This window comes from Campylobacter sp. BCW_4332 (assembly GCF_001763175.1).
GTDB classification, from domain to species: Bacteria; Campylobacterota; Campylobacteria; order Campylobacterales; family Campylobacteraceae; genus Campylobacter_D; species Campylobacter_D jejuni.
The window spans coordinates 63,028-83,522 of record NZ_MJYF01000007.1; the positions used below are offsets into that span (position 1 = coordinate 63,028).

The following is a 20,495-nucleotide window of genomic DNA, read 5'->3' on the forward strand; positions in this document are numbered from 1 at the left end:
TTATTTACTTGAATTAACATCGCTTGGAAGTTGTGGTGCACTTGGAGCGATAGAATTTGTGTTTGGGGTAGCAGGTGCAATAGGAGCACTTGGAATAGTAGTGTTGTTTTCTACTTTAATTTTCTCTGCTAGAGAGTCCTTGCTAGCTTTATTGTATAAATAACCAAGACCAATAGTATTTGCAATAAGTAAAATTCCCATAATAAAGGTAAATTTTGCTAAAAATCCAGCCGGTCCTTTGGCGCCAAATAAACTTTCATTGCTTCCACTATAAGCTCCAAGTCCTATACTTGAACTTTTTTGAAGTAAAACTGCTATACAAATAACTATAACGATGATAAATTGTAAAATGATTAAAAGAGTGATCATTGAAAATTCCTAAAAGTTAATTTTTAAATGATTATTTTAGCTAAATAAAACTTGAAAAGTTTTGAAACTTGAAAAGTTTTTGTGAGAAAAATCCCACAAAAACTTATCTGCTATTGAAGCTTCTTAAGATATTAAGTAAAGATACGAAAAGATTAACAAAATCAAGATAAAGTGCTACTGCACCTTCGATTGGAGTTTCATAATTTCCGCGGATAATATTTTGCGTATCATAAAGAATGTAAAATGAAAATAATATTGCAGCTACTGCTGAAATAGCTAGATTAACTATACTGCTTTGGAAGAAAAGGTTTAGTAAAGATGCTGCTACAATAACGATTAATACTATAAATAAAGCTTTGCCCATAACAGTAAAATCTTTTTTTGTATTCATAGCAAATACACTAAGTCCTGCAAAAGCAACCGTTGTTAAAGCAAAAGCTTGAGCGATGATAATTCCTCCAGCTGGTAGAGCTAAAACTGAAATAAGTAAAGGTGTAAGCGTTAAACCTGAGCAGAAAGTAAAACCAAAAAGTAAAACAAGATTTAATGGAGCCTCTCTTTTTTTCCATTGCAAAGCAAATAAAAGTCCGATTTCAACAGCAAAAAGGATCCAAAAAGTTACTTGTGATTGTATAAAAAATGATGCTAAAGCAAAAATTCCTACATATGCACCTACTGTTGCAGCTAATAATGAAGCAGCAAAAAGTTGATAAGTTTGTTTAATAAAAATACTTAATTCGCTTGAGCGTGTATTTTCAAATTCTTTTGATCTTGAGTAGTCTCTATCATAAAGACTCATAAAATTCTCCTTGCAAAATTGTTAGATTTTTTAAAATCTTGAGCGAAATCTAACATATTAGACTAAATAAAAAGTTAATTTATATAATATCTTAATGCTTAAATGAAATCTTTGCTGAAATTTTGTTATAATTTCAAGATTTTAGTTTTAGGTTGGTTTTATGGAAAATCTTATTAGCGGTGCGATTAAGTTTATGCAAGAAGACTTTAAGGAGCATGAAGAACTTTTTGAAAGTCTAAAAAATAAGCAAAATCCCCATACTCTTTTTATAGGTTGTTCTGATTCTAGAGTAATTCCAAATTTGATCACTAATACGGGTCCAGGTGAGCTTTTTGTAATACGAAATATTGCAAATATAGTTCCACCTTATCGCGTTGGAGAAGATTACTTGGCGACAACTTCAGCAATAGAGTATGCTTTAAATTCATTGCATATTAAAAATATCGTCGTTTGTGGCCATAGTAATTGTGGAGGTTGCAATGCTCTTTATTATTCTGATGAAGAGTTAAATAAAATTCCTAACGTGAAAAAATGGCTTACTATGTTAGATCCGATAAAAAAAGATGTGATGATTTTTGCAAGAGACGATTTGGCTATGCGTTCATGGCTTACAGAAAAATTAAATTTAGTAAATTCTTTGCAAAATATACTTACTTATCCAGGCGTGCAAGAAGCTTTAGATGAAGGAAAAATAGAAGTACATGCTTGGTATTATATTATAGAGACAGGTGAAATTTATGAGTATGATTTTAAAGCAAAAATTTTTACTTTAATACAAGATAGGAAAGTTCAATGAAGAAAATTATTTTTAGTTTATGTTTTTTTATTTTATACCTTGGAGCACAAGAATTTAAATTTATTGATGCGAATATTAGTAAAGAAGATGAAGGAATTTATGCTTTAGTTGAAAAATATGTTGATCTTAACAATCAAATTAAAGAATTTAAGAAAAACAATGATGAAAATTCAAGCACTTTTAATGGTATTTTAAGTGAATTTGAAAAAGACAAAAAGACTATTTTAGCAAAAATACCCGATATGATAGTAGGACAAAAGATTAATGAAGAGGCAGTGGCTAGATTTTTAAAAGCAAAAGAAAAATTACTAGATGTTCAAAAAAAGAATATTAATAAGCCTTACATTTATACAGATGCCACTCTTAATCTAGTTTATTTTAACATTGTGGAAAGTTTTTATTCTTCTTTGTTTGAAGTGGAAAAACTTTTTAAAAATACAGCAAGTAGTGAAGATTTAATTGCTACTGTTGATAAGGCAATGGAAAATTTACAAAATTCTTCTAGTGTAAATTTAGATAGTTTTAAAAGCAAAATTACAAATCCAGAAGAATTGGAAAAAATTACCCTAAAAGAAAGATATATTGGTAACGCTCTAGATTCTTATTCTGAAATTCTTAAGTATTTACGATCAAATGCAGATTTGCTTGAAAGTAATTATATTTTTTCACTACTTGAGCTTCAAGTTTGGATAGATCGTATAAACGAGGCAATTGGGGTAAGTTTTGTTAATATCGGAAAAATAGTAATTTCTGCTTTGGTTTTAGTTTTTTTTATATCTTTAAGACGTTTTTTTGCAAATATAGTATATTTTTTTCTTGTTCGGCTTTTTTATAGAAATAAAAATGATGTAGATGATATTAAAGTTATTTTTATTGAGAATATTAAAAAACCAGTGAGTTTTTTTCTGATTGTTTATGCTATTTCGATTTGTCTTACTATAGCAACTTATCCTGCACCTTTAAGTATTAATTTGAGTAATTTTTTCCACATAATTTATGCGGTTTTGATTGCATGGCTTATTTTAAAAATGCTTGATGGTTATGGAATGGTACTAGTTTCTAAGCTTGCTCAAAAAAGCGGAAAAAAAGAAGTTGTAAATTTAATTATTAAAATTTTATATTTTGTTATTATTATCATAGCTTTATTATATATCCTTGCTCAGCTTGGTTTTAATATTTCAGCTATTATTGCATCTTTGGGAATTGGTGGTTTAGCTGTTGCTTTAGCAGCGAAAGATATAATTGCAAATTTCTTTGCTTCTATACTTTTACTTTTTGATAATAGTTTTAATCAAGGAGATTGGGTGGAGGTTTCAGGTATAGAAGGAACAGTAGTTGAAATAGGACTTAGAAAAACTACTATTAGAACTTTTGATAATTGTCTCGTATTTTTACCAAATTCAACTATTATGGGAGCTAATATCAAAAATTGGAGTAAAAGACGCATGGGTCGCCATGTTAGAATGTATTTGGGTGTTGGTTATGATGCTACTCCTGAAAAATTAGATCAATGTGTAAAAGATTTGAAAGAATTTTTGGATACAAGTGATTTGGTAGCTCACGATGAGGATAGTGCATTAAAATATGGTGATCATACGACAAAATATCGTCAAAATCTTGTATCTATTAACGATTTAGAAGGCTATAAAAATGCTTGTTATGTGGCTTTAAGCGAATTTGCAGATAGTAGTATTAATATAGAGCTTTATTTTTATACCAAAAAAATAGGCGCAAAAGATTTTAGGGAAGCTAGACAAAGCTTAATGCTTGAGTTTATGCGTATAATCGAAAAAAATGGCTTAACTTTTGCTTTCCCAAGTCGCAGTATTTATATAGAAAATTTACCACCTCTTGATTTGCAAGCAAAAGCTATAAAATAGCAAGATTTTATCTTGCTATTTTTTAAACCGGCATAACGCGTATATTTGGACTTAATTCTTCTTGTAAAATCGTTTCAATAGCATAAAGTGTTGCACCACTTCCACTAGAACAACCACTACAAGCACCAAGATAACGAATATAAACGTCAATTGCTGCACCTTCAGCCTTTTGTATATCAATCACTTCCAAATCTCCACCATCATTATGAAGCATAGGGCGAATTTCAGCATCTAAAACACTTTCAACTGCTTTTAATTGTCCTACTACGGTCATTTCATCAAAAGCCACATCACTTTTCATTGTATTTTTGAGTTTTTCTCTATCCATCTCGGCTCTGGTTTCAGCTAAAATATCTACAAGGTAATAATCTCTTTTTTCATGTCCGCCTGGTTTGATACAGGACTTGCAAAAAGCACCTGCTTTAGTATATTGTGTGATTTCTTCTACACTATGCAAATCATTAAGTTTAATCACTTCTTTAATGGTTCCAAGACTTACTCTAGCGCACTCACAAACTATAATTTGATCTTCAAAATCTTCAGGACTTATACCTTTATAATGAGCTGCTGCTTGTTTGATTACATCATAAGCCATAACCGAACAGTGCATTTTTTGAGGTGGAACAGCTGGAGTTTCTGGATTATCACGCATAGCAAATTCCACATCTAAATTTGTGATTTTTACTGCTTCATCTACAGTTTTTCCTATGCAAAGATCTACCATAGTATCACTACTTGCTATAGCTGTACCACAACCAAAACTTTTAAATTTTGCATCGATAATTTTATCAGTTTTTTCATCTACAAGCCAAAAAAGTCTTACTGCATCGCCACAACTTTCTGCGCCAAAATCAGCTACGATCAATTTTGCATTGCGTGCTTTAGCATCTTCTTCGCTAAATTCTCCCATATGTTGAGGATTATTCATTCTATCTTGAACTTTTTGTGAATACTCATCCCAAATGGATCCACCAATTAAACTATTTTTTCCCATTTTCCATCCTTATTTGTAATTATTTGGATTATAAGCATAAGTACAAGAAATTGCTCTTAATCTCTGTGTTGCATTTTTAATTTGTTTTGCTGCATAATCAATTTCTTCTTCAGTGTTAAAACGTGACAAAGAAAGTCTTAAAGCTGTATGCGCTAAATCATGCTCCGCACCGATAGCTTCCATAATAGGATTGCTTTCTAAAGCTTCACTTGCACAGGCTGATCCCGTACTTGCAGCTATACCATTTTTATTTAAATCCCAAAGCATTGCTTCGCCTTCAACACCTTTAATACTTGCTAAGATTGTATTAGGCACACGGTGTTCCCTTTTTCCAACCACTGTTGTATCAGGCAAGGCTAAAATTTGATCTTCTAGTTTATCTCTTAAACGGCGTATATGAGAATCTTCAAAATCAAGCATAGTATTTGCAATACGCAAAGCCTCGCCCATAGCTACTATATAAGGCACATTTAAAGTTCCACTTCTACGGCCACCCATGTGTTCTCCACCGTGTAAAAGTGGAGTAAGTTTAAGTCCTTTTTTTATAAAAAGTCCACCCACACCCTTTGGTCCATGAAATTTATGTGCCGAAAATGAAGCAAAATCAACTCCTACTTGAGTTAAATTAACCTTTATTTTACCTACTGCTTGAGTAGCATCTGTATGAAAAAGAGCACCAAATTCATGTGCAAGTTCCGCCATCGCTTTAATATCAAAAATCATACCTGTTTCATTATTTGCCCACATAACACTTACAAGTGCTGTTTTATCGCTAATCACTTTACGTAAATCTTCTACAGTAGAAACCCCTTCTTCATTTACAGGGAGTTCTATGACTTTTACTCCAAGACTTTTTAAAAAATAAGCAGCAGCAGTAACAGCAGGGTGTTCTACACTAGAAATAATCACTTCATTGCGTTCCTTATCTAAAATATGATCAAAATACACACCCTTAAGCACCCAGTTAATGCTTTCTGTTGCACAGGATGTTACAACTATATCATCTAAGTCATTTGCTCCAAGCCCTGCATAAAGTTTGTCCAAAGCTTCTCTTAAAGCAGGATGTGTTGTGCTTCCATATTGATGAAGGCTATTTGGATTTCCATACATATCCTTTAAAAAAGGTAGCATCAACTCATAAGCATTAGGATCAAGCATCGTCGTTGCATTGTTATCTAAATATACTTTCACTTTAAAATCCTTAATTTATCCTTAACTTTAATTAGGATATTTTTTATCTTTATTCGAAAACGGATAATAACAAAAATTTATAAAAATTAGGTTAAAAATTATAACAAAAATAAAATGTTAAAGTAAAATTTTAAAGTGAAATATTTTGTGAATTTTATATAGTAAAAATGAGAAATACTATTTCTTAAATTTTTCTTCGTAATACTTTACTATTTTTGAATCTTCTTTGACTGTATGATTAAAGATAAAATCTTGAACAACGAGATCTAGCTTTTCAATCATTATATTTACAAATTTAGCTTCACTGATGATAATTTCTTCAATTTCTAAGATAATTTTTCTGTGAATTCTTGTATGATGGTTGATATAAGGATATTCTATTTCTCTCATAAAGGCTTCTTCATCTGAAAAATGTCTATTGATCATTATCAACAACTCTCTTAAGACAATTTTTAATTCTTTTGTTTCAACATGACGTTGGCTCATTAAAGAGAGTTTTTTAGAAATTTCAAAAAGTTCTTTATGCTGATGATCTAAAAGATCATTATTCATTGAAATAATTTTTTCATTATAAATCATGGTTTTGAGTGCTTTTATATTTATATTTTTTCGGGAGCGAATTATAATGTTATTATACTTAAAATTTTATTAATTACTCATATAAAAATTATTATTATTGAAATATTTATAATTTGTATATTTTTTATAAAAATTATTTTAAATCATCACAGACATATAAGAGTTTAGAATTTTATTTATATTTGCTTGTTTTTGGCGACGATCTAGAAAATTTTCTATAGAGCTAGAACGTAGTTGATTTACTTCTTCTAATCTTTGCGTGTCTTGACCTTGGTTTTGATATTGTTTTTTAATAGTATCAAAATCATTGCGATTTTGATCGATATAAATTTGAAATATTGAGCTTGAATTTGCAAATTCTCTTAAATCCATATCTTTTTGGTAGTTAATATATTGTTGAAAAAATACAGATAGTTTGTCTTGAGTACTTGTTTTTTTATCTATACCATTAACATAAAGATAAAGATCAAAACTCATCTTTTTTTCATTTTCTTTTTTAATGTAATCTTCTATATCCATTTCGCCTTTAAGAATTTTTTGTAAATTTTGATGAGAGCTCAGTTCTAGAGTGACAGGTTTCATAAAAAAGTTAAATTCTTTTTCATTTTGGGTTTTTATATCATGGTAGATAAAATTCATTAAAAGACCAGATTTTGATACTTCTGCATTTTTAGTTAAATAAGGTTTTAAAATTTCATTAGAAGAAGTATTTTCTATGGCTTTATTAAAATGAAAATTAGTTATTTTATTATCTAACATTAAAGTATTTAAATTTGTGATATTGCTTAATGCTAAATCAATTTCTTCTTGATTGTTATAAATTCTTGAAATTTGGCCTAAAAATTTTCCATTGTCTGTTGAAAAACCTGATGATAGTTTTGAAATAAAATCGCGACTTAAATAAGCATTATCATCTTGTAAAAATTCTGAATTTATAGATTTTAATGAACTATAATAGCTATTTAAAAGATAAGGTAGATCAATTTTATTATAATTTAAAATTTCATCTTGTTTCGCGAGTTCTTTTGCTATGCTTCTAACGCTTTTAATATTGATATCATAAGATTCTGGTATATTCGCAATTTTATTTAAATCTTTATCAAAAAAACCTTCTTTATTGATTCTAAATCCAAATTCACTAGCATAAGTGGTATTATTAAAAATATAACTTAATTGTTCTAAGCTATTTTCATTTCCCTCTTGTTCTAAAGCTTTGCTATCTTTAATCAAATTTAAAGCAGAGCTATTCTGTAAAGGATTAGATAAGGTTAAATTTTGATACGGATTTGCCGAATTTATAGTCATTTTAAATCTTTCCAAAATATTGCTGATTTTTTTATAAGCAAAAGGTGTGCCAAGTTTTTTAAAAATTAAATTCAGTCAAAAATTAGAAAAAATTTGATAGTATTTAGCTTTTCTTTTAATTTGAAAAATAAAAATTTATCTAAATAAGGAAAGCGTATGCCAAAGATGAAAAGCGTTAAAAGCGCAGTTAAACGCTTCAAAGTAGGTAAAAATAAAATCAAAAGAGGCTCAGCTTTTAGAAGTCATATTTTGACTAAAAAACCTGCAAAAAGAATGCGTGATCTTCGCACAGCTAAATATGTGCATAGCACAAATGTAAAAGCTGTTGAAAAAATGCTAGGAATTTAAGTTTTTGACTAAAAGTCATTCAAACTCCCCTCTGAGATAAAATTTCAAGGGCAAGCTCCAAATTTGGACGCCACTTTATGAAAGGAAATAAAAATGGCAAGAGTAAAAACAGGTGTTGTTAGACGCCGCAGACATAAAAAAGTTTTAAAATTAGCGCGTGGTTTTTATAGTGGACGCCGCAAACATTTTAGAAAAGCAAAAGAACAATTAGAAAGAAGTCTAGTCTATGCTTATCGTGATAGACGCCGCAAAAAAAGAGACTTCCGTCGTCTTTGGATTGTGCGTATCAATGCTGCTTGTAGGCTTAATGATTTAAGTTATTCAAGATTTATCAATGGTCTTAAAAAAGCAGGCATTGAACTTGATAGAAAAATTCTAGCAGATTTAGCTATGAATGATTCTGCTGCTTTTGCAAAAATTGCAGAGGCTGTAAAAAAAGCACTTTAATTTTTTTAGTGTAAGAATTTCAAGATTTTTGATTTCTTGAAATTCTTAATTTTTAGTATTGATTTAATTTAGCTAGAACATCTTCATAACATTTGAGTTGATTTACATTTTTTTCAAAATCTTTGCCGACATTGCTTCTTTGTTTTAATTTATCTGAAATTTCTTTACCTGAATTTATAAGATTTGAAATGATTTTGGAAAATTCATTGGATTTATCCCTTATAAAATTCATTTCTTGAGTACTAGAATTGGAACTTTTTGCAATGGATTGTATGGTCTGAATAACTAATTTAATAGCTCCTTCCATTTCACCTAGACCCATTTGGGTATTTTCTGAAAGTTTTCTAACTTCATCAGCTACAACTGCAAATCCACGACCAAGTTTTCCAGCTCTAGCAGCTTCTATACCTGCATTTAAAGATAAAAGGCTAGTTTGTTCAGCAATCCCTGAAATAAGATCTAAAATACTATTTAATTGATCTATATTTTTCAAAGAAGATTGCACTTCTTTTTCTAAATTCATTTTTTCTTCACTTTGGTAAAGGTTGTATTCTAGGTAGTTAGTGAAATTGGTAAAACTTTCACTAATGGTTGTAAGACTTCTTCTTATATTTTCAAGTTCTTCAAAAATTTCTTTAAATATACTTGTATTTTTATCAATTTCTGATGTATTTTGTTTGAGTTGATTTAAAATTATTTTATTAATCTCATTTGTCATTTCTAGTTTTTGAGCTCTTATATTAAGATAATAGTATTTAAAATCGCTGTATTTTTGTATGAAAGTTTTTAAATATCTAGGTTTGAAATCATTAAAATTTTCAACTTCATAAAAAAATATTGCCACTAAACTTTTTGCAATTCCCACTCCATAAATTTCCCCAAAACTAGAAAAACCAACTATAGGAAAATCATTAAAATGGATTTGATTTAAATGTTCTTTGTTGTGAAGTCTTCTTAAGATACAATCATTAAAAATTGCTCCTAGTGGTTTTGGTTTATTAAAAGAAAATTTTTCGTAATCTTTATTTTATGGCTTCAATAAAATTTGTTTTTTTAAGCAAGCTTAATTCTTGAGCGCTTTCTATATCACAATAACTAAATAATGTTTTATCTGGGTTGATTTCCATAGGGGAAATAAGATAGTCTTCTCCAATTTTTAAAGCAAAAGTATATTCTTGCATTTTATTTTTAAGTTCTTCAAAAGTACAGTTAAAATAATTGCATAAAGCTTCAACCGCGTTGATGGATTGAAAGGTTTTTTTATCAATAAACTCGCGTACAGTTTTATCATATAAGCTTGCATCAAGTATGGTAAAGGTAATGTTGCTTTGAGGATTGAAATTTTGAGACTTCATTAAATCAAAACGATATTTAGATTTAAATTGGACATGTATGCTTAAAGCTTGATTTTTTAATATTTCTCCATTATAAAATATAAATGTTCCGCTAAAGTCCATATTTCCACTAGATCCACCTCCTACTAAAGCACAAGGATAGGGGTTGTGTTTGTATAAAAGTTCTAAAAGAGAACTTTCGCTTTGACTTAAACCATCATAAATTAAATAATGCAAAGTATTTGTGCAGTGTGCTTCAAAAGGTATATTTATAGATAAAACTTCTTTTTCTATCAGTTTTTTTCTTTCTGTATAATCTTTTATATTGCTAAAAAGCTTGATTTTATTTGTGCAGAGATTTTCTATCATATCTTCGCTAAAAAGCATCAAACTTATTCCTTGGATATTTTGTTTATAAGGGCTGTTTTCAATGTTTGAGTTAGAATCAAGATTGCATAATAAATCAGTAGCACTGCTTAAGATGATATCACATTGTTCATTTATAGAATTTTGAATCTTATTTCCTATGATTGCTAGGTTAAGTTGATACGACACAAAACCTATGATTAACTTTGGCTTGATATTTATTTTTTTTAATTTTTGTTCAAGTTCATTTTCTTGAAGAAATAGAGCTTCTAAAACTTTTTTACTCTCTTCTTTTTGCGCTGAGCTTTTATTTTTAAAATTAAAAAACATTGATTAAACTCCGTTAAAATTATTTTAATTTGTTAGTTAATTAAAAATAATATAAAATTTTAGTATTTATAATTTTTATTATATCTTAAAGTAACAAAAAATGTAATAAGTAAATTAAAATTTAGATATAATCATAAATTATAATAATACTAACTTCAAGGATAAATCAAATATGATTGGAGATATGAATGAGCTTTTATTAAAAAGCGTTGAAGTATTGCCACCTTTACCCGATACTGTAAGTAAGTTAAGAAAATATGTGAGCGAGGCTAATTCAAATATAGAAACCATGAAAGTTGCTGAAATCATTTCAACTGATCCATTGATGACGGCTAAGCTTTTGCAATTAGCAAATTCTCCTTATTATGGTTTTACAAGGGAAATTACAACCATAAATCAAGTGATTACTTTATTAGGCGTTGGTAATATCATCAATATAGTTACGGCTGATTCCATTAGAGATAGTTTTAAAATAGATGTTTCACCTTATGGTTTAAATACTCAAAATTTTTTAAAAACATGCAATGAAGAGGCAACTTTTATTACAAATTGGCTTAATGATGAAGATAAAAAACTTTCTCATCTTTTAGTTCCTTGTGCAATGCTTTTAAGGCTTGGAATTGTTATTTTTTCAAATTTTCTTATACAAAATCATAAGGATAAGGATTTTTTAGCTTTTTTAAATAAAAATGAAAATCTTGCTTTAGCGGAGAATGAATTTTTAGGCGTAGATCATATTTCTTTTTTGGGATTTTTATTACATCGTTGGAATTTTGATGATGTTTTGATTGAAAGCATATGTTTTGTTCGCACTCCTCATGCTGCTCGTGAAGAAGTGAAAAAATCCGCTTATGCTTTAGCAATAACAGATCATCTTTTTGCTCCGCATGATGGTTCTTCTCCATTTAACGTAAAAGCTGCAGTTGCTTTACTTGAAGAGGCAAAAACTCAAGGAATTAATTTTGATTTAAATAATCTTTTATCTAAGCTTCCTAGCAAAGCTAAGGAAAATTTAAACAAAGAAGATTAAAGAGCTCTTTTAGGGCTCTAAATTGTAGTGATGAAAAGTTTAATCTTGCCTCCTAATGAATTTTTAGATCACTATATTTTAAACGCTGAATTTCATCGTTTTGCTGGAATTTCAAAAAATGCTTATAAATTTTGGAAAAATGTAGAAATAGGTAGATATCAAGGAACAAGAATTATATTTTTACATAGAAATTGCATTTTAGAAAAACATCAGCAAGCTTTAAGGCAATGTAGTGATTTAAATGGTTTTGTATTGGCAAGTGCTTTTTGTTCTTTTACTGGATTAGCCCCGTCTCATTTAGTGGAAAAAAATAATTCTTCTATTTATAAACTTTTAGAGCTTAAGGAGATTTGTGGGATTAAATTTGTTAATCTAAAAAAATTTTATGATTTTTTAGGGCTAAATTATCATCAGCATATTTATATAGAAAAATGCCATTTTTTTAGTCCAGCCCCTTTTGAAAAGCGTATTAAAATCACTGAGAGTATGTGCGTTGGGTATTATTAAGATATAAATTACAAGCCCTGTAAAGACATTGCTTGTAATTTAAAGATGAAAATTTTGTATTTTAATCCATCTCATAAAAATCATCATCATTGTTATCATCATCGTATTCATAATCATCATCATCGTAATTATAATTTTTATGGTGATTTTGTGGATATTCTTCATCTTCGTTTTCATAATCATCGTAATTTAAATCTTCTTCATCTTCATAAGCCATTGTTTTCTCCTTAAATAAAAATACAAAGTTTATTTTATCTTAAATTTGTTTGGTTTTGCTATAATTTTTATAATTTTTTAAAAGGTGAATTTATGAAATTAAGTCATTTAGATGAAAAAAATCATCCTAAAATGGTAGATGTAAGCGATAAAAATATTACTTCAAGAATAGCCACAGCTAGTGGTATGATATATATGAGTCAAGAAGCTTTTGATGTAATTAAAAACAATACCGCAAAAAAAGGTCCTGTTCTTCAAACAGCTATTATTGCGGCTATAATAGGGGCTAAAAAAACAAGTGAAATTATTCCTATGTGCCATCCTTTAATGCTTTCTAAAGTTGAAACTGATATTGTGGAATTTGTTAAAGAATGTGCATTTAAGCTTATTGTAACAGTTAAGTGTGAAGGTAAAACAGGGGTTGAAATGGAAGCTTTAAGTGGGGTTAGTATAGGACTTTTAACTATATATGATATGATCAAGGCTGTAGATAAATCAATGAGGATTACGGATATAGTGCTTGAAAGCAAAGAAGGAGGCAAAAGTGGTAAATTTGTGCGATCTTAAAAAAGAACCTCAGATCAATTATCCTACTTTTTGGGACTATAAGGTGATTTTTGAGGTGCATGTTAAGGCAAGTGAAATTTTTCAAGAAATTTTAGGTCAAAGAGAATATAAATTTGAACATTCGAATTCAAGTGCGAGCGGAAAATATCAAAGTTATTTATTAAATGTTTATGTTGATAGCAAAAAAGATCGTTTGGATATATTTGATAGATTAAAAGCTAAAGCAAAATTTGTACTTTAAGAAAGAAGGAAAAATGAAAAATACTTTAATTATTTTTGAAAATTCTTTATCAAATCTCGGTAAATATGAAGCAAGTGATTTACTTGAAGACTTAAGTTTTAATCTTGCATATAAGCAAATTTCACATAATCCTCATGAAACAAAAAAAGTTTTAAATTCTCTTTTGATTGAATTTTTAACTATTTTAAAAAAACTTGATTTTTGTGACGATGAAAATGTTTCAAAGGTTATTAAGGCTCTGGTAAAAGCAAGTGTTGCAGATGCTCAAAATTCGCTTTATGAGTATATTAGTGAAGCTGAATTACTAAACAAACAGATTGAAAATCAAAAGAATTTGATTAAAAATCAAATCAGCGATAATTTTTTTGAATTCGAGAGTATTTTACAAGAATATTCTTTTTGTGATGAATTTAGCGGTGGTTTAAATGATGCTATTTTATTTGATATAGAAATGCTTGGAATTTTAAAAGAAACCGCTGAAAGTGCTTTTTTAACCACATTAGAAAAGGCTGAAGATATAGAACTTACAAGTAGCGAAATAGCTAAAAATCTCGTATATAATGCCATTTGTGAAGCTCATTTTGAAAAAGAAAGAATTTTACAAATTTCAAGTATTATTTTAAATACCGCTTTTGAAATAGCTAATGAATCTATGGCTTATGCAAAAGATCTTTGTTTAGGTGTGATTAAAGGCACAAGAGATGGTATTGTTTTAGCAATGGAAAAATTTAAAGCTTCATTAACTTATGCAAATTTTGAAGAAGATGTTAGTTTAAAAAGCAAAGAACTAATAGGTATAGAAGATGATTTTATTGCTCTTTTAAAAAAAGAGATTCAACTGCAAAATGATCCTTGTAAGAGTATAGTTGAGAATTTGCTAGAACATGAACTTGATAATCTTTTTGCTAAATTTAGACGTCTTGCAGGTGAAAGCAGAGAGCAACTAATACTAGTTTTAAATGATATTAAGAGAAATCCAAAGATTAATGATTTTAATAAACTTACTCAAAGAAAATTAAATCGTTTTAAACAAGAAATTTTTGAATTAGAAAAAATTGCTAGTGAAAAATACAAAGATTTAAATTCCAAAAAAGCTAAAAAGCTCGGTGTAAGACTTTGGGAAAAAGCAAAAAAATTTGTTAAAAAATAATATCCCATTTTTTGGGATATTAAATATTTATTTCTATGCCTACAGGCGCGTGATCAGAGCCAAAAATATCATCTCTTATGAAAGCGTTTTTAAGTTTATCTTTTAAACCTTTTGAAATGAAAAAATAATCGATCCTCCAACCCACATTTCTTTCTCTTGCTTTCATTCTATAGCTCCACCACGAGTATTTTTCTTTGATTTCACCATTAATTTCTCTAAAAGTATCTATAAAACCAAGTTTTAGTAAATCATCAATCCAAGCTCTTTCTATAGGTAAAAAACCTGAAGTGTTGGCATTGGCTTTTGGATGGGTAAGATCGATTTCTTTATGAGCGGTATTAACATCGCCACAAATAATAATTTCAAATCCATCCTTTAAAAGCTTATCTAAATACACTAAAAAATCTGCATAAAATTTCATCTTAAAATTTAAACGCTCTTCATCTTTTTGACCATTTGGAAAATAGATATTAAAAAGTGCGATATTTTTAAAACGGTGTTCTAAAACCCTGCCTTCTTCATCATCAAAAAATTCACATTTTTTTACTTCGCTATCAAAATTACAAAGACTCATTACCCCAGAATATCCCGCTCTTTTGGCAGAATTAAAATACATGTGCTTAAAAGGATATTCATAAATTTTTTTAGGAAATTTATCTTCATGTGCTTTGATTTCTTGAAAACCTATAAAATCAATTTTTTCTTGTGCTATCCAATCAAGTGCATTTTTATCACAAATAGCTCTTAAGCCATTGACATTCCATGAAAGTAGTTTCATTATTTTCCTTAAAATTGTCATTAAAAGTGTAAATCATAACATAAAAAGATTTAAAACTACAATCCATTTAAAAAAATTCAATAAAATTAAAACCTTAAATTTGAAGGTGGGATTTATATGCTTAGATTAACTTGGTTTTGGTTTACTTTCTTAAATTCTTTAATGATTGCAATATTAAATTTTAATTTATTTGAGTTTGTGTATGAAAAAAACAATCAAAATTGGTTTATAACTTTTGTTTTTATTGTGGCCTATTTTGCCCTTGTTCACGTGGTTTGCTCTTTACTTTTTATAAAGTTTTTTACTAAATTTTTTTCTATACTGTTTATAATATCATCTTTTTTAAGTGTTTATTTCATTAGTTTTTATGGAGTGCTTATAGACTCTGATATGATACAAAATGTTGTTCAAACAGATATCAAAGAAGTAAAAGATTTGTTAAATTTAAAATTAATTTTATTTATTGTTTTGGCTTTGTTGTTGGCTTTTTATGTTGTTAAAGTAAAAATTGATTATGGCAGTTTTAAATCCCATATGAAAATTAAAATTATCAATATAATATCAGGTTTGATTGTGGTTAGTGTAGTTTTAATCCCTTTAAGCAAAACTTTCTTGCCTTTTTTTAGAAACTATAATGAAATAAGAATGTATAATATTCCTTTTTATCAATTTTATGCCGTATATCGCTATTATGTTCGTTTTGTAAAAGCTAAACCAGAATTTAAAACTATAGCTAATGATGCTTATAGAGAAAACAATCACACTAAAAAACTTTTAGTTTTGGTAGTGGGTGAAACCGCTAGAGCGGCAAATTACTCTTTGGGTGGATATACTAAAAATGATACCAATTTTTATACCAAAAAAGATAGTGTAATCTTTTTTGATAATTTTTCATCATGCGGAACAGCAACAGCGGTAAGTTTACCTTGTATGTTTTCTATATCCAAGCGTAGAGATTATTCGAGTTCAGAATTTCAAGAAAATGCCATGGATATACTTTATAAAACAGGTGTAGATGCTGCATGGTTTGATAATAATTCTGGTGGTTGTAAAGGAGTTTGTGATAGATTAGCTTATAAACAAAAGCTTTCTAGTGATTTGGATGAAAATTTACTCGTCCCTTTTAAAGAAAAATTAAATCATTTGAGTGATCAAAATATAATAGTTCTTCATTTGCAAGGTTCTCATGGGCCAACTTATTATAAACGCTATCCAAATGAGTTTAAAAAATTTACTCCAACTTGTGATACCAATGAACTTTCAAAATGTGATAGTAAGGCTTTAATCAATACTTATGACAATACTTTACTTTACACAGACTATCTTTTAAGTGAGATTATAAAACTATTAAAAGAACAAAAAGATTATGAAAGTTCTTTGTTCTATCTTTCAGATCATGGTGAAAGTTTGGGCGAAAATGATATTTATCTTCATGGTATGCCTTATGCTATAGCGCCAAGTTATCAAACTCATATTCCTGCTATTTTTTGGAGTAATGATGAAAAATTAATGAATTTAGCTAAAGAACATAAAGGTTTAAAACTTTCTCAAGATAATCTTTTTAGCACTCTTTTAGGATATTTTGATGTAAAAACAAGTGTTTATGAACCAGAATATGATTTATTAAATCCTAAACTTAAGGCAAATCCATGAAGCCTAAATATCATTTTTTAAATAACGCAAGATATGCTTTAGAAGGGATTTTTACTTTATTTAAAAATGAAATGGCGTTTAGAATTGAACTTTGCATTATTATCCCTGCGATAGTTTTTAGTTTTTTCTTAAAAGTTAGTTTTTTGGAACATTTGTTATTGGTAAGTGTTTTAATGCTTATCTTAATTATAGAAGCTTTAAATTCGGCTATTGAAGCTTGTGTTGATTTAGTTACTAATGAATGGCACGAAAAGGCAAAAATCGCTAAAGATTGTGCTAGTGCAGCAGTGTTTTTTAGCGTGCTTTTAGCTCTTTTTGTTTGGGGCTTTATTTTATGTAGCATTTACTTATGAAATTTGAAAATTTAATGCGAGAAATTTTAGGAAAAAAGCGTTTTGAATTGTTAAAATTTGTATGTGAAAATGCCGATGAAAATGGTTTTATTATGATTAAAATTAGTGAGCTTGAAGAAAAATTACATCAAAGCAAACCCACTATCATTGCTACTTTTAAATTTTTAGAAGAAAAAAAGCTTTTTAAGCGCCTTAAGAATGGATTTTATCAGCTAAATATAGGAGATAAAAATGATACTTAAAAATCCTTTAGATATGCATTTGCATTTAAGAGATAATCAAATGTTAGAACTTATCGCACCTTTTAGTGCAAGAGATTTTTGTGCAGCTGTGATTATGCCAAATTTAATCCCTCCGCTTTGCAATTTAGAAGATCTAAAAGCTTATAAAATGCGTATCCTTAAGGCTTGTAAAGATGAAAATTTCACTCCTTTAATGACGCTTTTTTTTAAAAATTATGATGAGAAATTTCTTCAAATTGCCAAAGATGAAATTTTTGGCATTAAGCTTTATCCAGCAGGAATTACAACAAATTCAAATGGTGGAGTTTCAAGTTTTGATATAGAGTATTTAAAACCTACTTTAGAGGCTATGAGTGATTTAAATATTCCTTTGCTAGTGCATGGTGAAACAAATGATTTTGTAATGGACAGGGAAAGTAATTTTGCTAAAATTTATGAAAAATTAGCCAAACATTTTCCACGACTTAAGATTGTTATGGAGCATATTACCACTAAAACTTTATGTGAACTTTTAAAAGATTATGAAAATTTATACGCGACAATCACTTTACATCATTTAATCATCACTTTGGATGATGTTATCGGAGGTAAAATGAATCCTCATCTTTTTTGTAAGCCTATAGCCAAGCGTTACGAAGATAAAGAAGCCCTTTGCGAACTTGCTTTTAGTGGTTATGAAAAAGTTATGTTTGGAAGTGATAGTGCGCCTCACCCAAGAGATACTAAAGAGTGTTGTGGTTGTGCCGCAGGTGTATTTAGCGCCCCAGTAATTTTACCTGTTTTAGCTGAATTATTTAAGCAAAATAGCTCAGAAGAAAATTTGCAAAAATTTTTAAGCGATAACGCTTGTAAAATTTATGATTTGAAATTTAAAGAAGATAAAATTTTAACTTTAGAAGAAAAAGAATGGCAAGTGCCAAATGTTTATGAAGATAAATACAATCAAGTCGTGCCTTATATGGCCGGAGAAATTTTAAAATTTCAATTAAAACATTGATTTTCCACCTTAAAGGTGGAAAATTTAAGCTTTATTTACAAGAGTATCTCTGATATCTATAACAAGATAGATCACAAAAAAACTTAAAAATAAAGCAATAAAACTGACTATCAGCGACAATAAACCAGCTAAAAATCCAATGCTAAACATCATAAAAAGAGAATAAAGCAAAGCTACAACAAAACTTATCGCTGTAATTGCATCAAGAATCAAGCGTCCAAATTTGATGATTAAATTTTTAACCATTAAAAACTCCTTTTAAATAATCGGTGAAATTGTAATAAGTATAAGCTTAATGTTTTTATAAGTTATTTATAATTAAAAGTTTTATTTTGGATTCTACAGTTTCAATAATATCGTTTTCAACAAAAGAACTTACAGTTTCTTTAGAAGCTGTGATTTTATTCATACTTAAATGCCATAGAGCATTTTCTATAGCCTCTTCTTTTGTCCTTTGGACTTTGCGTGTTTCATCAAAAACAATCTTATGAAAAAATATATTTTTTTCTAGCAAATAACTTTCTAAATCTTTTTTATAAAAACCTTTGAATTCGGTATTAAAATATTTAAAAATCGGATCTAAAAAATCACTTTTTCTATAATCAGCCCAACCAAGATAAATTTTTATTTTAGCTAGATTTAAGAAATTTGCATAATCTTTTTCATTTTGCAAAGCAGGGGACATGCTTAAAAATGCAAGATCAAATTTAGCATTAGGATTGTTTCGCATCCAAGTTTCAAAGCTCAAATTTTCGCATTTTATATTGTTAAGATTTAGTTTTTTAGCATCTTCTTGTAAAATTTCAAGCATAGCATTTGCACTATCTAGGGTTAAAATTTCTTTAGCTTCTTTAGCTAAGTGTAAAGTCCAAACTCCAGTTCCACATCCTATATCTATAATGCTTTTATTTTGAAAAGAAATCTTTAAATTTTGGAAATATTCAAAAGTTTGCTTTTGTATCGTGTTTAAAGTGTTTTGATATCTTGTGTAAGTTTTGGCTTTTTTATCCCATAAATTCATATATTTTCCTTGATAAAATATATAAAATCATAGCATAAATTTTTAAAATTCAAGCCCCCCCCCTTTTTTTTGGGCTTGAATGACTAATTAAAACCTCTTCTTCTTAACATCTTCTAAGATATTATTAGCTATATCACTTACTGTACTAGAAATAATAGCTGATTCATTAGCAATTTCAACATTATCTTTAGTAGTTTGATCAATTTGTGCTACGCTATCATTGATTTGAGTAATACCTGCAGTTTGTTCTTTAATACTTTCTGCCATATCATTGATAGATTGAACAAGTAAATTAGTATTAGCTTCTATTTCAGATAAAGACTTTTGAGTTCTCTCAGCTAGTTTTCTAACTTCATCAGCCACAACAGCAAAGCCTCTACCATGTTCTCCAGCACGTGCAGCTTCAATAGCTGCATTTAAAGCTAGAAGATTGATTTGATCTGCGATATCTCCTATAATACCTGTAACATTTTTAATCTCTTCAGATTGAGTGATAACATCACTAGTTTTAACTGAAACATTTTGCATAGAAGAAGTGATCTCTTCTAAAGCTGCTGCAGTTTCTTCTAAAGATTGAGCTTGAGAATTTGAAGAAGTGGTTAAGCTTTGAACAGCAGTTTGTAATTTTCCACTTTCATTAGCTAAAGCATTAGCAAAGTCTGAACTTTGTTTTAGCATTTTAACTATTTCATCACCTAAAGCATTAGTAGTTAATTCAACACTTCCTGAAGCATTAGAGATTTTATTTCTAAAATCTAAGCTTTTGTATTCTTCAAATATTTTATGAATAACATTCATATCAGAACCTACTCTAGCTTGTAAAACATCAAGAAGTTTATTTAGAACATTTTTAAGTTCAATAAGCTGTGGGTTTCTTGGATTAGCAGTAATTCTTGCTGTTAGATTACCACCTTCTACAACTGATACGGTTTGAACTGATTCTTTAACAGCTTGATTGTCTTGTTCTAAACCTTTTTTAGTAGCAAGGATGTTTTCGTTGAT

Annotated in this window: 24 protein-coding genes and 3 pseudogenes; 13 read left to right on the top strand and 14 right to left on the bottom strand. The window is 28.7% G+C overall.

Annotation, left to right across the window (positions count from 1 at the left end; genetic code table 11):
- Nucleotides 1–369, bottom strand: coding sequence for a preprotein translocase subunit SecG (secG, locus tag AJN64_RS00450; protein WP_070292528.1), 369 nt, complete (start codon nt 367–369; stop codon nt 1–3).
- A gap of 103 nt (nt 370–472) precedes the next feature.
- On the bottom strand, nt 473–1,168 hold the full coding sequence (locus AJN64_RS00455) for a Bax inhibitor-1/YccA family protein (RefSeq protein ID WP_002851668.1): 696 nt from the start codon (nt 1,166–1,168) through the stop codon (nt 473–475).
- Between the two features lie 160 nt (nt 1,169–1,328).
- On the opposite strand from AJN64_RS00455, the gene AJN64_RS00460 reads away from it, so the two are divergent.
- Complete coding sequence (locus AJN64_RS00460) at nt 1,329–1,964, top strand: carbonic anhydrase (RefSeq protein ID WP_002851887.1); 636 nt, start codon at nt 1,329–1,331, stop codon at nt 1,962–1,964.
- Nucleotides 1,961–3,844, top strand: a complete 1,884-nt coding sequence (locus tag AJN64_RS00465) for a mechanosensitive ion channel family protein (RefSeq protein WP_002861027.1) — start codon at nt 1,961–1,963, stop codon at nt 3,842–3,844. Before AJN64_RS00460 ends, AJN64_RS00465 begins: the two co-directional genes overlap by 4 nt.
- Nucleotides 3,845–3,866: 22 nt before the next feature.
- Here the strand turns inward: AJN64_RS00465 and AJN64_RS00470 are convergent, their stop codons facing one another.
- From AJN64_RS00470 to AJN64_RS00485, 4 genes are all read right to left on the bottom strand, one after another.
- The gene (locus AJN64_RS00470) at nt 3,867–4,838 is read right to left on the bottom strand and encodes an iron-sulfur cluster assembly scaffold protein NifU (RefSeq protein WP_002861028.1); all 972 of its coding nucleotides are present in this window, start codon (nt 4,836–4,838) and stop codon (nt 3,867–3,869) included.
- Between the two features lie 9 nt (nt 4,839–4,847).
- Nucleotides 4,848–6,029, bottom strand: a complete 1,182-nt coding sequence (locus tag AJN64_RS00475) for a NifS family cysteine desulfurase (protein WP_002870653.1) — start codon at nt 6,027–6,029, stop codon at nt 4,848–4,850.
- A 177-nt stretch (nt 6,030–6,206) separates the two neighbouring features.
- The gene (locus AJN64_RS00480) at nt 6,207–6,608 is read right to left on the bottom strand and encodes a hemerythrin domain-containing protein (RefSeq protein ID WP_002870652.1); all 402 of its coding nucleotides are present in this window, start codon (nt 6,606–6,608) and stop codon (nt 6,207–6,209) included.
- Between the two features lie 138 nt (nt 6,609–6,746).
- On the bottom strand, nt 6,747–7,913 hold the full coding sequence (locus tag AJN64_RS00485; protein ID WP_053872907.1) for a hypothetical protein: 1,167 nt from the start codon (nt 7,911–7,913) through the stop codon (nt 6,747–6,749).
- Between the two features lie 156 nt (nt 7,914–8,069).
- Between AJN64_RS00485 and rpmI the strand changes: the two genes are divergently transcribed.
- Both rpmI and rplT read left to right on the top strand, forming a co-directional pair.
- The gene (rpmI, locus tag AJN64_RS00490; protein ID WP_002777995.1) at nt 8,070–8,261 is read left to right on the top strand and encodes a 50S ribosomal protein L35; all 192 of its coding nucleotides are present in this window, start codon (nt 8,070–8,072) and stop codon (nt 8,259–8,261) included.
- A gap of 93 nt (nt 8,262–8,354) precedes the next feature.
- Entirely contained in the window at nt 8,355–8,708 is a 354-nt protein-coding gene (rplT, locus tag AJN64_RS00495; RefSeq protein ID WP_002861032.1) for a 50S ribosomal protein L20, read from the top strand.
- Between the two features lie 52 nt (nt 8,709–8,760).
- On the opposite strand, the pseudogene AJN64_RS09905 reads toward rplT, so the two are convergent.
- From AJN64_RS09905 to AJN64_RS00505, 3 genes and pseudogenes are all read right to left on the bottom strand, one after another.
- Nucleotides 8,761–9,177, bottom strand: a pseudogene (locus AJN64_RS09905) (methyl-accepting chemotaxis protein); the annotation flags it as partial.
- Nucleotides 9,178–9,730: 553 nt separating this feature from the next.
- Entirely contained in the window at nt 9,731–9,889 is a 159-nt protein-coding gene (locus tag AJN64_RS09350) for a histidine kinase (protein WP_148122977.1), read from the bottom strand.
- Nucleotides 9,865–10,738, bottom strand: a pseudogene (locus AJN64_RS00505) (FIST N-terminal domain-containing protein). The gene AJN64_RS09350 and the pseudogene AJN64_RS00505 overlap by 25 nt, the downstream one beginning before the upstream one ends.
- Before the next feature lie 172 nt (nt 10,739–10,910).
- Between AJN64_RS00505 and cheP the strand changes: the two are divergent.
- Entirely contained in the window at nt 10,911–11,768 is an 858-nt protein-coding gene (gene cheP / locus AJN64_RS00510) for a cheVAW transcriptional regulator CheP (protein ID WP_070274900.1), read from the top strand.
- Nucleotides 11,769–11,795: 27 nt separating this feature from the next.
- The gene (gene cheQ / locus AJN64_RS00515; protein WP_079264411.1) at nt 11,796–12,275 is read left to right on the top strand and encodes a cheVAW transcriptional regulator CheQ; all 480 of its coding nucleotides are present in this window, start codon (nt 11,796–11,798) and stop codon (nt 12,273–12,275) included.
- Nucleotides 12,276–12,336: 61 nt separating this feature from the next.
- On the opposite strand, the gene AJN64_RS00520 is transcribed toward cheQ, so the two are convergent.
- The gene (locus tag AJN64_RS00520) at nt 12,337–12,492 is read right to left on the bottom strand and encodes a highly acidic protein (protein ID WP_002851965.1); all 156 of its coding nucleotides are present in this window, start codon (nt 12,490–12,492) and stop codon (nt 12,337–12,339) included.
- A 92-nt stretch (nt 12,493–12,584) separates the two neighbouring features.
- Between AJN64_RS00520 and moaC the strand changes: the two genes are divergently transcribed.
- The 3 genes from moaC to AJN64_RS00535 are packed head-to-tail and all read left to right on the top strand — an operon-like array spanning nt 12,585 to nt 14,449.
- The gene (gene moaC, locus AJN64_RS00525) at nt 12,585–13,058 is read left to right on the top strand and encodes a cyclic pyranopterin monophosphate synthase MoaC (protein WP_070210160.1); all 474 of its coding nucleotides are present in this window, start codon (nt 12,585–12,587) and stop codon (nt 13,056–13,058) included.
- A complete protein-coding gene (locus AJN64_RS00530; protein ID WP_002870647.1) occupies nt 13,036–13,299 on the top strand; it encodes a DUF493 family protein in 264 nt (87 codons plus the stop codon). Before moaC ends, AJN64_RS00530 begins: the two co-directional genes overlap by 23 nt.
- On the top strand, nt 13,289–14,449 hold the full coding sequence (locus tag AJN64_RS00535) for a hypothetical protein (protein ID WP_079729009.1): 1,161 nt from the start codon (nt 13,289–13,291) through the stop codon (nt 14,447–14,449). Before AJN64_RS00530 ends, AJN64_RS00535 begins: the two co-directional genes overlap by 11 nt.
- A 19-nt stretch (nt 14,450–14,468) precedes the next feature.
- Here AJN64_RS00535 and AJN64_RS00540 read toward each other — a convergent pair whose 3' ends face one another.
- Nucleotides 14,469–15,227, bottom strand: a complete 759-nt coding sequence (locus tag AJN64_RS00540; protein ID WP_070292529.1) for an exodeoxyribonuclease III — start codon at nt 15,225–15,227, stop codon at nt 14,469–14,471.
- 117 nt (nt 15,228–15,344) lie between these two features.
- On the opposite strand from AJN64_RS00540, the gene eptC reads away from it, so the two are divergent.
- From eptC to pyrC, 4 genes are read left to right on the top strand one after another with little or no spacing between them, the layout of a single operon-like run.
- Nucleotides 15,345–16,880: a lipid A/FlgG phosphoethanolamine transferase EptC gene (eptC, locus tag AJN64_RS00545; protein WP_070292530.1), complete on the top strand. Its 1,536-nt coding sequence runs from the start codon at nt 15,345–15,347 to the stop codon at nt 16,878–16,880.
- Complete coding sequence (locus AJN64_RS00550) at nt 16,877–17,233, top strand: diacylglycerol kinase (RefSeq protein ID WP_070292531.1); 357 nt, start codon at nt 16,877–16,879, stop codon at nt 17,231–17,233. The genes eptC and AJN64_RS00550 overlap by 4 nt, the downstream gene beginning before the upstream one ends.
- A complete protein-coding gene (locus AJN64_RS00555) occupies nt 17,230–17,475 on the top strand; it encodes a replication/maintenance protein RepL (protein ID WP_070292532.1) in 246 nt (81 codons plus the stop codon). Before AJN64_RS00550 ends, AJN64_RS00555 begins: the two co-directional genes overlap by 4 nt.
- Nucleotides 17,465–18,472, top strand: coding sequence for a dihydroorotase (gene pyrC, locus AJN64_RS00560; RefSeq protein WP_070292533.1), 1,008 nt, complete (start codon nt 17,465–17,467; stop codon nt 18,470–18,472). The genes AJN64_RS00555 and pyrC overlap by 11 nt, the downstream gene beginning before the upstream one ends.
- 31 nt (nt 18,473–18,503) lie before the next feature.
- On the opposite strand, the pseudogene AJN64_RS00565 reads toward pyrC, so the two are convergent.
- The 3 genes and pseudogenes from AJN64_RS00565 to AJN64_RS00575 form a co-directional block, all read right to left on the bottom strand.
- A pseudogene (locus tag AJN64_RS00565) lies at nt 18,504–18,718 on the bottom strand (hypothetical protein).
- Between the two features lie 55 nt (nt 18,719–18,773).
- The gene (locus AJN64_RS00570) at nt 18,774–19,493 is read right to left on the bottom strand and encodes a class I SAM-dependent methyltransferase (protein WP_070292534.1); all 720 of its coding nucleotides are present in this window, start codon (nt 19,491–19,493) and stop codon (nt 18,774–18,776) included.
- Between the two features lie 87 nt (nt 19,494–19,580).
- On the bottom strand, nt 19,581–20,495 hold a 915-nt coding region (locus AJN64_RS00575), incomplete at its 5' end, for a methyl-accepting chemotaxis protein (RefSeq protein ID WP_002934477.1).

Bases quoted from the DNA above. Each gene is read 5' to 3' on its own strand.
- rplT (WP_002861032.1), top strand. From the start codon at position 8,355: ATGGCAAGAGTAAAAACAGGTGTTGTTAGACGCCGCAGACATAAAAAA.
- rpmI (WP_002777995.1), top strand. From the start codon at position 8,070: ATGCCAAAGATGAAAAGCGTTAAAAGCGCAGTTAAACGCTTCAAAGTA.
- eptC (WP_070292530.1), top strand. From the start codon at position 15,345: ATGCTTAGATTAACTTGGTTTTGGTTTACTTTCTTAAATTCTTTAATG.
- moaC (WP_070210160.1), top strand. From the start codon at position 12,585: ATGAAATTAAGTCATTTAGATGAAAAAAATCATCCTAAAATGGTAGAT.
- pyrC (WP_070292533.1), top strand. From the start codon at position 17,465: ATGATACTTAAAAATCCTTTAGATATGCATTTGCATTTAAGAGATAAT.
- AJN64_RS00485 (WP_053872907.1), bottom strand. From the start codon at position 7,913: ATGACTATAAATTCGGCAAATCCGTATCAAAATTTAACCTTATCTAAT.
- AJN64_RS00480 (WP_002870652.1), bottom strand. From the start codon at position 6,608: ATGATTTATAATGAAAAAATTATTTCAATGAATAATGATCTTTTAGAT.
- AJN64_RS00470 (WP_002861028.1), bottom strand. From the start codon at position 4,838: ATGGGAAAAAATAGTTTAATTGGTGGATCCATTTGGGATGAGTATTCA.
- AJN64_RS00555 (WP_070292532.1), top strand. From the start codon at position 17,230: ATGAAATTTGAAAATTTAATGCGAGAAATTTTAGGAAAAAAGCGTTTT.
- cheP (WP_070274900.1), top strand. From the start codon at position 10,911: ATGATTGGAGATATGAATGAGCTTTTATTAAAAAGCGTTGAAGTATTG.
- AJN64_RS00460 (WP_002851887.1), top strand. From the start codon at position 1,329: ATGGAAAATCTTATTAGCGGTGCGATTAAGTTTATGCAAGAAGACTTT.
- AJN64_RS00465 (WP_002861027.1), top strand. From the start codon at position 1,961: ATGAAGAAAATTATTTTTAGTTTATGTTTTTTTATTTTATACCTTGGA.
- AJN64_RS00540 (WP_070292529.1), bottom strand. From the start codon at position 15,227: ATGAAACTACTTTCATGGAATGTCAATGGCTTAAGAGCTATTTGTGAT.
- AJN64_RS00550 (WP_070292531.1), top strand. From the start codon at position 16,877: ATGAAGCCTAAATATCATTTTTTAAATAACGCAAGATATGCTTTAGAA.
- AJN64_RS09350 (WP_148122977.1), bottom strand. From the start codon at position 9,889: ATGCAAGAATATACTTTTGCTTTAAAAATTGGAGAAGACTATCTTATT.
- AJN64_RS00520 (WP_002851965.1), bottom strand. From the start codon at position 12,492: ATGGCTTATGAAGATGAAGAAGATTTAAATTACGATGATTATGAAAAC.
- AJN64_RS00570 (WP_070292534.1), bottom strand. From the start codon at position 19,493: ATGAATTTATGGGATAAAAAAGCCAAAACTTACACAAGATATCAAAAC.
- AJN64_RS00455 (WP_002851668.1), bottom strand. From the start codon at position 1,168: ATGAGTCTTTATGATAGAGACTACTCAAGATCAAAAGAATTTGAAAAT.
- secG (WP_070292528.1), bottom strand. From the start codon at position 369: ATGATCACTCTTTTAATCATTTTACAATTTATCATCGTTATAGTTATT.